The organism is Sphingomonas sp. URJC2, assembly GCF_059803575.1.
In genome coordinates this window covers 161,362-175,925 of record NZ_JAPFGX010000002.1, presented here as the reverse complement: position 1 = coordinate 175,925, position 14,564 = coordinate 161,362, and the positions used below count along the sequence as shown (strand labels likewise).

At 68.2% G+C, this 14,564-nt stretch carries 7 protein-coding genes and 1 tRNA gene; 5 read left to right on the top strand and 3 right to left on the bottom strand.

The features are described 5' to 3' along the window. Positions 1-31 precede the first annotated feature (31 nt). From OPU66_RS02155 to OPU66_RS02145, 3 genes are read left to right on the top strand one after another with little or no spacing between them, the layout of a single operon-like run. Positions 32-409 carry a response regulator gene (locus OPU66_RS02155; RefSeq protein WP_498551950.1) on the top strand — a complete coding sequence of 126 codons (378 nt, stop codon included), beginning with the start codon at positions 32-34 and terminating at the stop codon, positions 407-409. After that, positions 406-2,730 (top strand): sensor histidine kinase, encoded by a 2,325-nt coding sequence (locus OPU66_RS02150; RefSeq protein ID WP_498551949.1) that lies wholly within the window; start codon positions 406-408, stop codon positions 2,728-2,730. The genes OPU66_RS02155 and OPU66_RS02150 overlap by 4 nt, the downstream gene beginning before the upstream one ends. Beyond that, on the top strand, positions 2,727-3,890 hold the full coding sequence (locus OPU66_RS02145; RefSeq protein WP_498551947.1) for an EAL domain-containing protein: 1,164 nt from the start codon (positions 2,727-2,729) through the stop codon (positions 3,888-3,890). Before OPU66_RS02150 ends, OPU66_RS02145 begins: the two co-directional genes overlap by 4 nt. Positions 3,891-3,947: 57 nt before the next feature. Here the strand turns inward: OPU66_RS02145 and OPU66_RS02140 are convergent, their stop codons facing one another. From OPU66_RS02140 to OPU66_RS02130, 3 genes are all read right to left on the bottom strand, one after another. Continuing rightward, positions 3,948-4,985 (bottom strand): phytase, encoded by a 1,038-nt coding sequence (locus OPU66_RS02140; protein ID WP_498551946.1) that lies wholly within the window; start codon positions 4,983-4,985, stop codon positions 3,948-3,950. Further along, positions 4,985-7,795 carry a TonB-dependent receptor gene (locus tag OPU66_RS02135; protein WP_498551945.1) on the bottom strand — a complete coding sequence of 937 codons (2,811 nt, stop codon included), beginning with the start codon at positions 7,793-7,795 and terminating at the stop codon, positions 4,985-4,987. Before OPU66_RS02135 ends, OPU66_RS02140 begins: the two co-directional genes overlap by 1 nt. A gap of 210 nt (positions 7,796-8,005) precedes the next feature. Further along, a tRNA-Thr gene (locus OPU66_RS02130) sits at positions 8,006-8,081 on the bottom strand. A gap of 270 nt (positions 8,082-8,351) precedes the next feature. Between OPU66_RS02130 and OPU66_RS02125 the strand changes: the two genes are divergently transcribed. Continuing rightward, a complete protein-coding gene (locus OPU66_RS02125) occupies positions 8,352-9,632 on the top strand; it encodes a PAS domain-containing protein (RefSeq protein ID WP_498551943.1) in 1,281 nt (426 codons plus the stop codon). 109 nt (positions 9,633-9,741) lie between these two features. Beyond that, a complete protein-coding gene (locus OPU66_RS02120; RefSeq protein WP_498551942.1) occupies positions 9,742-14,400 on the top strand; it encodes an NAD-glutamate dehydrogenase in 4,659 nt (1,552 codons plus the stop codon). Positions 14,401-14,564: the final 164 nt, after the last annotated feature.

Below are 14,564 nucleotides of genomic sequence, written 5' to 3'. Positions count from 1 at the left end.
TATCTTGAAACACGCGCCTTCCTCGTCTTCCATGCCCCGCATTCTCGTCGTCGATGACGAGCCGGAACTGCGCGAGGAGCTGTGCGAGTGGCTGGCGCTGCGCGGCCTGCCGGCGGCGGCCGCCGGAGAGGTGGAGGGCGCACTGGGCCTGTTGCGCGTCCATCAGGGGATCGAGACGGTGCTGACCGACATCCGCCTGGGCAGCGCCAGCGGCATCGACCTGGTCCGCCGCGCGCGGCGCGACCCGGCGCTGGCCGGGCGGCAGCTGCGCTTTGCGCTGATGACCGGCCAGACCGACATCACCGATCACGCACGCGACGAGCTGGCGGAGTTGGACGCGGCGCTGCTCGCCAAGCCCGTCGACCTCAACCGGCTGCTCGGCCTGTTGCAGGGCGCGCGCGCGGCATGACACCGCTGACGTCCTCCTCCGGGCCAGCCCCGGCCATGGCCAACACCGCCATGCCCGGGCGGACGACGCCGGTCACGATCATGATGATGTTCGCCCTCGCCGCTGCCGCGACCGCGGCAAGCAGCTGGCGGATCGTGATCGGGCCGGGCTTCGAACTGTATCTGGCCCCGCTTTTCTATCTGCTTACCTACCGCATCTGGGGGCTGCGCGCCGGCATCCTGGCGGCGACGGTGTTCATGATGCCGAGCTGGGGCTGGTGGGGCCATCCGGTCTCGATTCTGCTTGCCATCGGCCATGTCGTGGTGGTCGACCGGTTCGTGCGCCGCAATCGGACGATGGCCGAGGCGACCGGCCTGTTCGCAATCACCGCGGGCACGGTGATCGGGTTCGGATTCCTGTGGCTGCAATATGGCGCGCCGCCGTCGCTGGCCGGCGTCGTCGTGATCCGCAAGGTCATCAACGACACGCTGTTCGCGACCATCGCCGACATGCTCGCCCTGTGCTTCATCGTCGATCCGGTGACGCTGGCGATCCGCCGCCGCCGCACGGTCAGCCTGAGTTCGGCCATATACGTCACCTCGCTGCTGTTCGGCGCGGCGGCAACGACGATGCTGTTCGTCGGCGAAGTGCGCCGCTTCGCCACCAGCTTCGAATCGACCCGGCAGGACATCAGCCGCCATGTCGCGCTGCTCGTCACTGCGGAGCATCATCATCCCAGGTCGCTGTGGGGCATGCATGATTTCGTGTCGGAGAATGTGTCGGCGCGGCTGCTGGTCGTGCCGGACAGAACAAAGCTGCCGGCGACTGACGATCTGAAGCGCCTGCTCGACTGCAAGCATTTCGACGATCGTGACCAGCCGGCGGTCAACGACCAGTCGACCTTCGCCTATTGGGTCACGGCCTGCCATGTGCGGACCATCGCAGTGCCCGGAACCGGCATGGCCGCGACCTATGCGTCGTCGCTCAGGCCGTTCGCGCTCGCCGCCTATACGCGCCTGCTGACCGATCTGCTCGGCTTCAGCCTTGTGGTCGCCATCGGCATTGCGATCAACCTGTGGCTGAAGCGCCGGCTCGACCGCTCGCTCGATGCATGGGACGGCATGCTCAGCCATTTCGGCGAGCCCGGCCTCCAGCCCCGCGAGCAGATGCCCTTTGTCGAGTTCCAGCGGCCGGTGTCGATGTTCGTTGAGAAAAACAACAGCTTCACCGAGGCGCTGGCCGAACGCGACGCGATCTCCAAGGCCATCGCCAAGCTGAAACAGAGCATCGATCTGATCCTTGTCGCGGATATCTCCTACGATGTGGCGGCGGGGGTGCTGCGCTTCGTCTCGCTTGACCGCGAAACCGGGCGGCAGACGATTACGATTTCCGTGCATGACGCCGACCAGCAGAGCTTCACCAATGTCTGCGCGCAGAGCGAGGCGATCGTCGAGCTGCGCATCAAGGACCGGCCGCCGACCGACTGGTTTCTGGCCGTGCTGCGCGACAATCAGGGCTATGGCCGGTGGAGCGGCGGCTGCTTCCTGCGGCTGCGCCAGGCCAAGGTGGCCGAGGACATGATGATGCACCAGGCCCGGCTGACCGATCTGGGCGGCATGGCCTCCGCGCTCAGCCACGAACTGCGCCAGCCGCTGTTCACCATCGCGCTCGCCGCCGAAAACGGGCTGATGCAGCTTGAGGCGCATGACCATCCGGCCGGCCCGGACATTGCCCGCAAGCTGCGCCGGATCGAGGAACAGGTCGCACGCGCCCGCGCGATCATCGACCGCATTTCGCGCTATGGCCGCATCGATTCGGGCGATGGCGAGCCGTTCGAACTGGTCGAGGCGGTGACGGCGGCGACCAACTTCATGCGCCCGCTGCTCGTCGCGCAGGATGTGCGGCTGCGGATCGGATCGGCGCTGCCGGTGCCCGTGCTTGCCGCCATGCCGCGCGTCGCGCTGGAACAGATCATCGTCAACGCCATCCAGAACAGCCTCGACGCGATCGCCAGCCGGCGCGAACATGGCCCGGCCCGCAGCAGCGCCGACCGGATCGACATTCTGGTCGCCGAAGGGGATGGCGGGATCGACATTTCGGTGCATGACACCGGCATCGGCCTTGGCAAGGATGCCGCCCACAGCGCTTTTGACCCTTTCTTCACCACCAAGGCGGCAGGAAAGGGAACCGGGCTTGGTCTGTACATTTCACGGCAGATCATGCTGGAAGTCGGCGGGTCGCTCACGATCCGCGACGGTGAACGGGGAGGCGCAGTGCTGACGGTCCGCTTGCCAGAAACGATCCTGCGCCGGCGCAAGGCCGCGATCGGGCACGCTGCATGACCCGGCCGCGCATCCTGGTGATCGACGATGACGAGGCGGTCGGCGAAACGCTGCAGATGACGCTTGTCCTGCGCGGCTATCCGGCCGTCTGGCGGCCCTCGCTGGCCGAGGCCGACCGGCGCGACGACCAGGCCGAAGTGATCGTGCTCGACCTCAACATGCCCGGCCATGACGGCTTTACGACGATCGACGACATTTCCCGGTCGCGCCGCCACGCCCAGCTGATCATCGCCAGCGGGCAGAGCGAAAAGATCATCGCCGCCGCCGTCGCCTGCGCCAAGGCGGCGGGCATCGCGGTGCTCGGCGCGCTCGAAAAGCCCTATACGGGGCGCGAACTGGTCGACGTCCTCGACCGGTTCGTGCCCGGCGGCCCCGATCCCAATGCCGATGATGCCGGCCTCATTCAGGCGGCGATCGCCGATGGCACGCTGGTCGAACGGTTGCGCGTCGTGTTTCAGTCCAAGCGCGATCTGAAGCGCGGGGTCATCACCGGCTATGAGGCGCTGGCCCGGCTGGCCGGCGAACGCTTTGTCAGCCCGGAACTGATGTTCGGCGCGGCGGTGCCGCTCGATCTCCAGCTTCAGCTCACGCGCAAGGTGTTTCTGGAAAGCATCGCGGCGTGGCAGCGGCTCAACGAGGCCGGGTCGGCGGTGCCGATCTCGGTCAACTGCAACCCGCAGACTTTGTGCCATCCGGCGTTTCTCGACATGGTCGAGGCGCTGGTGCGCGATGCCGGCCTGCCCCCCTCGATGCTGCTGGTCGAGCTGACCGAACATGCCTCGCTCGAACAGGCGCATCAGCTGGCGCGCGCGGCCAGCCGGCTGGCAATGCTCGGCTTCCGCATGGCGCTTGACGATTTCGGGCGCGGCACGACCAGCTATGAACGGCTGACCCGCCTGCCACTGGCCGAGATCAAGATCGACAAGGATATTTTCTGGAGCGCCTGCGCCGGCGAAATCTCGATGTCGATGCTGCGCGAGGTCGTCAGCTTCTGCCATGCAAACGGCATGGCGGCGACCATCGAGGGCATCGAATGCGAGCTGCACCGCCGCGAGGCGCTCGCCCTCGGGGCCGATTTCGGCCAGGGTTTCCTGTGGGACAAGCCCGGCGAACTGCTCGCCCAGCCCGAACCGGCCGTCCGCCAGGCGGTCGGCCGGTAACAGCCCGTCCGGCCGGGACTGGCAGGGCCTGCCGCCCCGCCCTTGCCATGGCGTCCCCTATTTCGCTGCCAGTGCGCGCATCACGTCGCGCCAGGCCACCAGCTTAAAGTTCTGGGCCGCCGGCGCATTGTGCCCGTCCTGCGCGACGAACAGGCCGGTGCCGAACGTCTTGCCGAAACTTCCCGCCGCAAAGGCGATGCCGTCGGTTTCCTCGACCGCCCCCAGCGTGCCGGCGTTGATCCTGAAACGCCCGGCCGGGCTGAGATCGGGCAGGCGGTAAAGCGCATAGCCATTGTCGCCCTGGCTCGACGCGATCAGCCAGCCGCCGCGCCGGCCGCGCGGGGCCAGCGCCAGCCCCTCGACATCGGCGACCAGCTGCACACCGTCGACCGGCGCGACCAGCCGGCCCTGAACGGCCCCGTCGGCCCGCGCATCGAACGCCCAGATGCCGCGATCCTCTTCGCCCACGAACAGGGTCCGGCTGCGCGGATCGACGACACAGCCCTCAGTCTGGGTCTGGAGTGCCAGGCTGCGCACGATTGTCCCTTCGGGGGCCGTGCCCGACAGGCTGATCCGCACCTGATGGATCGCGCCATGCTTGAGCACCGAAAAGGCGTAAAGGCCGGTGCGGTCGCGCATCAGGCAGACGCCATAGGCCTCCCCCGCCCCGCCCGGCACCATGCCGAGCGGGATCAGCCGCGCCGCCCCGGTATCGAGCCGGTAGAGCCGCAGCCGCGCCGTCGCCTCGTCATTGCGGTCGGACGCGACGACGATCACCCCGGCCCGGCCCAGATCGACCAGATCGACATTGTTGAGCCGCCCGTCGGGCAGGAAGTGCCGCGACCGGCCATCCAGCCCGTAGACATGCAGCCCGGCCTTTTTGTCGGTGCCGACGATCAGGCTGGCGGCAGGATCGCGCCGGTTGCGCCAGATCGCCGGATCATCGGCGGCATCGGCCGCCGCCGTGCCGACCGGCGCGGTCTCGCCGCGCGCAGTCACGCTGACGGTCGGAGCCGGCGTCGGGGGCGTCGCCCCTGCCATGCCACCGGCGATCAACGCCGCGACGGGCAGGCCGCGCAACCAGGGTGCGCGCATCAGAAGGTCACCCGCACGCCGCCGGTAAAGCGCCGGCCGAAGCGTTCCCATTCGATCGTGTAGCGGTCGGTCGAGCGCGTCGAGATGCCCGATGCGGTCAGCACGCTGCCGGGATCGGAGAAGCGGCGGCCCGGATTGTCGAGCAGGTTCGACGCATCGACGAACAATTCGACCTGCGGCGTCACCGCATAGCGGGCGGAGAAATCCAGTTCGTCATCGGCCGCCCAATAGGTGTCGCCGGCATCGACGGCGGTATCGGCAATGCCGTCGAGCCACTTGCTGCGCCGCTGATATTGCAGGCGCAGCGACAGGCCGTATTTCTCGTAATAGCCGCCGATATTGTAGACCATGTCCGACGTGCCCGGCAGGCGCACGCGGCGCTGCGCGACGCCGGAGACGGCCGGCTTGGTGACGCGGCTGTTGTTGAGCGTCACATTGGCCGACACGCCAAAGCCGCCCATCCAGTCGGGCAGGCCGAGATCCGCGGTCCAGGGTTCGATCTGCAGCTGCGCCGCCGCCTCGACCCCGAAGATGCGGCCGCCGCCGCCATTGGTGATGCCGCTGAACACATAGCCCGAGCGGTCGACCCCGCCAAAGTTGAGCGCATCGGAGCCAAAGGTGCGGCGCTGGACGTAAAGCACATCCTCGACCCGCTTGTAGAAGGCACCGAGCATCAGAAAGCCCTGCGGGCGGACATACCATTCGAAATAGGCGTCAAGGCCGTAAGCGCGTTCGGGCTTGACCGCCGGATTGCCGCCCGAAATCGTCAGATTGGCATCGTTGATCGTGACGTTGGGGCGCAGCTGATCGTAATCGGCGCGCGCGGCCCCGCTGTTGAACGACAGCCGCACCTTTTTCTGGTCGTCGATATTATAGTTCACATGCAGGCTGGGGAAAGCGAGCGTCTGGCTGCTGGTCGCGGTCAGCTGCTGGTTCTGGCCGCCGATCTGGGCGGTGGCGGTGCCGCGGTTGCGCAGATGCTCGACGCGCACCCCGCCGACGATCGAGCCCCAGTCATAGCGCAGCGTGCCCATCGCAAAACCGGCATAGACCTGTTCGCGCACATCGTAGAGATTGCCCGTGACCGGCGTGGCGGCAAAGCTGCGGCGTGCAGCGCGGCTGGCATCACGAACCAGATCGGTGTTGAAGTAGCCGAAATCGTAACCAAGCGGGATTTCACCCAGAAACGCCTTGTCGAGCGAGGCGGCCTGATAGCTGGTCGGCAGCCCGATGGCGGCGAAATCGGCGGCGCTGGTGCGCAGGATCTCGTTCTCGTCGACCGTCTTGGTGCGCTGATCGAACTGGAAACCGAGCTTGAGCGTCGCATCGGCGCCGAGCAATGCGGTGTTGCGGGCGATGACGAACTTCGCCGTATAGGCATCGGTGGTGTCGACCGCATCGAGCACGCGGAACGAGCTGAGCGGCTTGGCAAAGCTGTCGATCGCGCGCACCGGATCGCCGGCCTGGAACCGCGTCGGGCTGGCCAGCTGGAGCGTCGTGAACAGCGACACCCGCGCCAGTTGCGGATCGCGGAAGTCATATTCGACGGTCGGCCGCGCGGTGCGGGTCGACGGGCTGTCCCAGCGCGCCTCGCCCACCACCGAACGGTCATCGCGCGAGCGGGTGTAATTGCCCAGCCAGTTCAGCTTCCACCCGTCGCCAAAGCCATGGCTGCCCTCGATCGTGTTGGTGTGGATCGACTGGCGGAACGCGCGCAGCGTCGAACGCTGGTTGATGTCGATGCCATAGACGCGCCCGAAAAACGGCGTGCTGCCGGTGCAGACATCGGCATAGCCGGTGGTCGTCGGCGTCGGGTTCGAACTGGTCGTGCAGGGCGCGGTGTTGACCACGAGATCGGACTGGCGGTCGTCGAGATCGAAAATGTAATTGTCGCGCGCTTCGTCGTCGGTGAACGCCGTGTAGATCGACCGCAGCGAGATGCGGTTGTCGGCATCCGGTTCCCAGTCCAGCCGGCTGGTCAGCGAATAATTGCGGCGCGTCAGCCGGTAGAGCTTGTTCTCGGTCTCGCGCGCCCAGAAGCGGCTTTCGAACCCCGGGCGGCGGTCCTGGCTGACCTGTTCCCAGTCGGTCTCGAAATTGTCGGTCACCATATTGCGTTCAAAATAGCTGCCCGAGACGACGACGCCGATTTCGCCGGCCCCGGCCTGAAACCGGTCGGCGAGCACCAGCGAGCCTTCATATTCGGGCCGGTTGCCGAGTTCGGCACGGCCCACGGCACCGCGCGCGGCGACATACAGCCCCTTGTAATCAAAGGCCGAGCGCGTGACGATGTTGACATTGCCCGACACGGTTTCGCCCGGCATGTCCGGGGTCACCGCCTTGGACACCACGATCTGCGAGGCGATGGCCGAGGGCACGGAATCGAACCGGGCGTCGCGCCCTTCGGGGCTGACGACGTTGATCCCGTCGAACGACAGGCTGGTCCAGTAATTGGGCGCGCCGCGCAGGCTTATATAGCGCGCCTGGCCCTGGTCGCGTTCGACCGCGATGCCGGGCAGCCGGCTGGCCGCCTGGGCGATGTTCTGGTCGGGGAGGCGGCCGACAGAGTCCGCCGCCGCGACCGAGACGAGCGAGTCTGAATTCTTCTGGACGAGCAGCGCCGCCGCCTCGGATTCGGCGATCGGGCGGGCACCGGTGACGATGATGGTTGCGGCGTCATCCTCGGCGATCACCGGATCGTCGATCCCCGCCGCATGCACCGCCGCCGGGAGCGCAAGCGCCGCGCCGGTCATCAAAATGGCCCTGGCCGACACGCGCAGCGGCGCGCGCCGGAAAATGAAGCTGGTCATGTGAAGTCCCCCTTGCCAGTTCTGGCGTCGGGGATGGCCGATAGGCGCGATTCAAGACGCTTCCGCAACCTTTGCGCTACAGATCAGCGTCAGCTTCACGACAGTTTTGCGTCAGCGCCGGTTCGGGAAGGCCCAGCCGCCCGCGCACGCGGCGGCCCCGACCGGCCGGGCCTGAGCGATGCTGCCTGCTCGATGCAAAAATCCGTGGAATGGTGCCGCTTACAGGACTCGAACCTGTGACCCCCGCATTACGAATGCGATGCTCTACCAACTGAGCTAAAGCGGCTTGACCCTTGTTCCGTCCGTACAACCCACGTTCCGCCGCTTCAAGCCTGTCCGGGGCTGGCGGGGTGGCCCGAACATCGCCAGGGTCATGCTCTGCCGGCTGCGCAGCCGAAGCACGCCCGTGGCGGGAGGCAGGCCGTTACCAGCCTCGGGCCGGGCTTGCAAGCCGGGGATGAACACGGGCGAAACCGGAGTTGTTTGGCGGCGCTCTTTACCCTTCATTTACCATGGCGACGGCACAATCGACGGGCTTAGGCCCTGGGGGATGGTCATGGACGAGATGCGCGGCTTCGACGAACGGGACGAGCTGTTGCTCGAGGACGAGATTGCCGACGCGCCGCCCCCGGTCATTGGCGGGGACGAGCGGCGCATGCATGTGCGCGCTTATAATTACTGGGTGTCGCTGCTGGGCGGGCGCGCCTATCCGTCGATTGAGGATCTGGAGCCGGCGAGCATCGAGGATTTCGGGCCGAACAGCGTCCTGCTCGATTTCACCGCCGGCATCGACAATCCGCGCATCGCCTGGCTGGGCCGCAGCCTGCGCGAGGAATCGGGCGCCGCCGCCACTGTGCGGTCGATCGCCGAAGTGCCGCCGCGGTCGCTGCTGTCGCGGCTGACCGACCATTATCTGCAGATCATCGCCAATCGCGCGCCGGTCGGCTTCGAGGCGGAGTTCGTCAACAAAGACGGGCTGCAGACGCTGTATCGCGGCATTTTGATGCCGTTTTCGTCCGACAATGACAGCATCGATTTCGTCTATGGCGTGATCAACTGGAAGCATATCGCCGCCGACGCGATGACCGAGGCGCTGTCGCGCGAAATCCATGACGCGCTGAAGGCCGCGCCGCGCGGCCCGGCGACCGCCCCGGTCTGGGCCGACGGCCCCCATGCCGCGCCCAGCTTTGCCGGGCTGACCGGCGAGGACGAGGCCAGCGGCGATGCGCCCGCGCCCGTGGCCGGCGACCGGCTGTGGGACTGGCTGGCCTCGGCACGCGAAAGCGCCGATCAGGCCCGCAGCGCGCAGGCCCGGGCGCATGGCGCGCTCTATGCAGCGCTTGGCCGCGCCTATGATTTCGCGCTGGCGGCCGAAGATCATGCCGAAGACTATCAGGCGCTGCTGGCCGAAGAAGGGCTGACCGTGCAAGCGCGCGCGCCGATGACGCCAGTGGTCAAGCTGGTCTTCGGCGCGGATTACGACAAGACGCGGCTGACCGAATATGCCGCCGTGCTCACCCATGCCCGGCGCCTCGACCTGCAGACCGGCGAGCTGCCGGCATGGATCGAACGCTTTGCCGGCGGGCTAAAGGGCGTGGTGGCGGCGGAACGCGCGCTGCGCGCCGGCCGGCCCGACCGCGACCGCCAGTCGCGGGCGCGGGCGGCGCTGCGCCAGACCGCGCCGCGCGCCGTGGTGGAGATGGAAACCGGCGAGGCGGAGTTCGTGCTGCTCGTCGGCCGGCGGCTCGGCCCCGGCCAGCTGGGGATTGTCGGCACGCTTGCCGATGCCGCAATGGTCGACCGCGCGGTGATCAAGACAGCGGATAACGGCAAATAAACGCCCGTTTTCCGTAACGACCGGGGTTGAGAAGCGCCGCCAAGCGGCGCATAGCGACCGGACCCAAGCGCCCGCATCCGACGGGCGCGCGAACCGCAGGCGGAGACCTATGGCGACGGCCACGCGCACCCGGCAGGACACGCCGGATCAACAGCTTATCGATTCGATTTCCCATGCCCTGCTCAGCCGCGCCTTGCCCGGCGAGCTGGACGGCTTTGACGCCGAGGCATGCAGCGCGGCCGCCGCGTTCATCGCCCGCGCCGCCGATTGCCGCCGCCCCGGCGAGCCGGTGATCGAGCTGGAATCCATTGCCGGGCCGCACCGCTTCATGCGGCTGGCGATCGTCAATGACGACATGCCGTTCCTGGTGGATTCGGTCGCAGCGACGGTCAGCGCGCATAATCTGGCGGTCGACCGGCTGCTCCACCCGGTCGTCGCGGTGCGCCGCGATGCCGAGGGTGTGGCGACCGAGATCCGCCCGACCGCCGACAGCGGCGAGCGGCGGGAATCGATCATCTATATGGAACTGGAGCGCGCCGATGCGCGCCAGCGCCGGGCGCTGCTCGACGAACTCGCCGCCGTGCTCGCCAATGTCCGCGCCGCCGTCGATGACTGGCCGCTGCTCAAAAAAGCGATGCGCGCCGATGCCGACCGGCTGCCCGATGGCGAGGGCGCGGAGCTGCTGCGCTGGTTCCTTGCCGATCATTTCACCCTGCTCGGCCATGAACGGCGCGACCGCGATCTGGCCCGCCACGACGCGCTCGGCCTGTCCCGGTCCGACCGGCAGGATCTGCTGACCAAGGGTTCGATCGAGCGGGCCATCGCCCATTTCGAACAGGGCGGCGAAGCGCCGCTGCTGATCAAATCCAATCTGATCTCGACCGTGCATCGCCGCGCGCCGCTCGACCTGCTGCTGGTGCCCGAACGCGAGGACGGGCGGATCAGCGGCCTGTCGATCCATGCCGGGCTGTGGACGTCGAGCGCGCTCGCCAGCGCGCCGGGCAAGATCCCGGTGCTGCGCGCGCGCCTTGCCCGGTTGCAGGAACGGCACGGCTTTGATCCCGCCGGCCATGCCGGCAAGGCGCTCGCCCATGCGTTCAATGCGCTGCCGCACGATCTGCTGACCGCCTTTCTGCCGGCAGAGCTGGAAACGCTCGCGCTTACCTTCATGTCGCTGGCCGACCGGCCGCGCCCCAAGCTGGTGATGATCCGCAGCGCGCTGGCGCGGCATATCTTCGCCTTTGTCTGGCTGCCGCGCGACGATCTGACGACGGCGCGCCGCGTCGCCATCGGCCGGATGCTGGCCGAGGAATCGCGCGCGACGATCCTGAACTGGGGCGTCGCGCTGGAAAGCGGCGATCTGGCGCTCATCCGCTACACGCTCGACATTCGTGATGGCGGCAAGCTGCCCGATGTCGAGGCGCTCGATCAGCGGATCAGCGACATGGTGCGCAACTGGGCACCCGCGATCGAGGCGGTGCTCGCAGAGCTTGGCGATCCCGGCCGGGCGGCACGGCTCCGGCTGCGCTATGCCCATGCCTTCCCGCCGCATTACCGCGCCCGCTATGCCCCGGCAGAAGCGGCGCGCGACATTCTGCGGCTGTCGGCTCTGGCCGGCGAGGCGCGCGACGTGCGCCTGCACCGCATGGCGCATGACGGCGATGGCCAGCTGCGGCTCAAAATCTTCAATGTCGGCGGCAGCGTCGCGCTGTCGGACGCGGTGCCGGCGCTGGAGAATTTCGGCTTCAAGGTGATCGAGGAACTACCGGCAACGCTCGACGACGGGCTGGGCCGCGTCCATGACTTCCTGCTGGAGGTCGAGGAAGGGGCCGCCGAAGCGCTGCTCGCCCGCGCCGACCAGATCGAACCGGCCATCGCCGCCGTGCTGTCGGGCGCGGCGGAAAACGACGCCTTCAACCGGCTGATCGTGTCCAACGGCATGGCCCCGCGCGCGGTGGTGCTGTTCCGCGCCTGGTTCCGCTATCTGCGCCAGACCGGCCTGTCCTATGGGCTGGCGACGGTCGTCGACGCGCTGCGCCGCGCGCCCGATGTCGCCGAAGGCATCACCGCGCTGTTCGACGCCCGTCACGATCCCGCCCGTCAGGGCGATGCCGCAGCGGCCGACGCCGCGGCCGACGCGGCAGCCGCGATGATCGAGGCCGGGCTGGCCAAGGTGGCGGCGGCCGATGACGACCGCATCCTGCGCCATCTGCGCGGCGTGGTGGCCGCGACGCTGCGCACCAACGCCTTTGCGCCCGCCGCGGCCGAGGCGCTGGCGTTCAAGCTTGATTCCGCACAGGTGCCGGGCCTGCCCGCGCCGCGCCCGTGGCGCGAAATCTGGGTCTATTCCCCGCGCGTCGAGGGCATTCACCTGCGCGCCGGCCCGGTCGCGCGCGGCGGCCTGCGCTGGTCCGACCGGCGCGACGATTTCCGCACCGAGATTCTGGGCCTGATGAAGGCGCAGCGGGTGAAGAATGCCGTGATCGTGCCGACCGGGGCCAAGGGCGGCTTTTTCCCCAAGCAGCTGCCGGCACCGTCCAACCGCGATGCCTGGCTGGCCGAAGGCACCGAAAGCTACCGCATCTTCATCCGCACCCTGCTGTCGATTACCGACAATATCGTGCAGGGCGAGGTGCGCCACCCCGATGCGGTGGTGCCCCGCGACGGGGCCGACCCCTATTTCGTCGTCGCCGCCGACAAGGGCACGGCGACATTTTCCGATGTCGCCAACGCCATCGCGCTCGAACGCGGTTTCTGGCTGGGCGATGCCTTCGCCTCGGGCGGGTCGCAGGGCTATGACCACAAGGCGATGGGCATCACCGCCAAGGGCGGCTGGGTGTCGGTGCAGCGGCATTTTGCCGAAATGGGCGTCGATGTGCAGACGCAGAGCATCCGCGTCGCCGGCTGCGGCGACATGTCGGGCGACGTGTTCGGCAACGGGATGCTGCTGTCCAAGGCGATCAAGCTGGTCGCGGCGTTCGACCATCGCCACATCTTCATCGATCCCGATCCCGATCCGGCGACGAGCTGGGCGGAGCGCGAACGGCTGTTCGCCCTGCCCCGGTCGAGCTGGGCCGATTATGACGAAAAGCTGATCTCGAGCGGCGGCGGCGTGTTTGCGCGCACCGCCAAGACGATCACCCTGTCGGCCGAGGCGCAGGCGGCACTGGGCCTCAGCGAGGCGCAGTGGGAGCCGGCGGCGCTCATTTCCGCGATCCTCAAATCCCCGGTCGACCTGATCTGGTTCGGCGGCATCGGCACCTATCTGAAGGCGCGCGCTGAATCGAACAGCGAGGTCGGCGATCCGGGCAATGACGCGCTGCGCGTCAATGCCGAGGATGTGCGCGCGCGCGTGATCGGCGAAGGGGCCAATCTGGGCGTCACCCAGGCGGCGCGCATCGCCTTTTCGGCGCTGGGCGGGCGGATCAACACCGACTTCATCGACAACTCGGCCGGGGTCGATTGTTCGGACAATGAGGTCAACATCAAGATCGCGCTCAACCGCGAAATGACCGAAGGCCGGCTGGCGTTCGACGACCGCAACGCGTTGCTCGCGCGGATGACCGACGATGTCGCCGAGCTGGTGCTCAACGACAATCGCCAGCAGACGCTGGCGCTGTCGATTGCGGAGACCGGCGGCGCGGACCGGCTGCCGTCCTACATCCGGCTCATCGAGACATTCGAAGCGACCGGACGGCTCGACCGCGCGGTCGAAGGGCTGGCCGCCAATGACGAGCTGCTGCGCCGCGCGCAGGAAGGCCGGGGGCTGACCCGGCCCGAACTGGCGGTGCTGCTGTCGACGGCCAAGCTCGCGCTGCAGGATGCGATCGAGCATACCACGCTGGGCCAGGATCCGACGCTGGACAGCGATCTGCTCGCCGCCTTCCCGGCCGAAATGCGCGAGCGTTTCCCCGCCGCCATCGGCCAGCATCAGCTGCGCAGCGAGATTCTGGCGACCAAGATCGCCAACCGCATCGTCAACCGGCTGGGCATGATCCATCCGTTCGAACTGGCCGAGGAAGAAGGCGCCGCGCTGGGCGACATCGCCGCCGCCTTTGTGGCTGCCGAACGGCTGTTCGGCCTGCCCGCGCTGTGGGCCGATATCGACGCCGCACCGATGGCCGAGGCCAGCCGCCTCGCGCTGCTCGACGCGGTCGCCGGCGGCGTCCGGCTGCAAATGGCCGATCTGCTGCGCGCCCATGATCCGGGGGCGCAGCCGGGCACGCTGGTCGCGCGGCTCCAGCCCGGCATTGCCCGGCTGGGCGCGGATGTCGAAGCGCTGCTGGAGGAAGAGGCGCAAGCGGCATCGCAGACGCTCGTCAACCGGCTGACCGCGACCGGTGCGCCGGTCGAGATCGTCCGCCGCGTCGCCCGGCTGCACGACATGGACGGGGCAATCGGCCTCGCCGCACTGGGTGCTGCAACCGGCACCGACGAGATCGTGCTCACCCGCGCTTTCACCCATCTGGGCGAGGCGCTGGGGCTGGACTGGGCGCAGGCGACGGCCAACCGGCTCAGCCCGACCGATCCGTGGGAAAGGCTGCTTGCCTCGGGCCTCGCCCGCGATTTCCAGCAGATGCGGCTGGATTTCCTCGCCCGCGCGCCGGCCGGCGATCCGCAGGCGCGGGTCGCGGCATGGCTCGACCAGCAGGCGCAGCGCGTCACCCAGTTCCGCGAACTGGTCCGCCGCGCCCGTGCCACCGCCGCGCCCAACTCGGCGATGCTCGCCCAGATTGCGGGTCAGGCGCGGGTGCTGCTCGGCCGCTGACCGCGACGCCGGCCCGCTTCATCCCCCCGGCCTTGCGCGCGGCGATTGCCCGCGCAAGGCCGGGGCATGAGGCATAGGTCGGGGGCCGGACGCATAACGGCCGGTAGGGAAAAGGACAGCGGCGATCACTGAGGCTCATTCGCGCGCAAGGCTGAAGCGCTGGC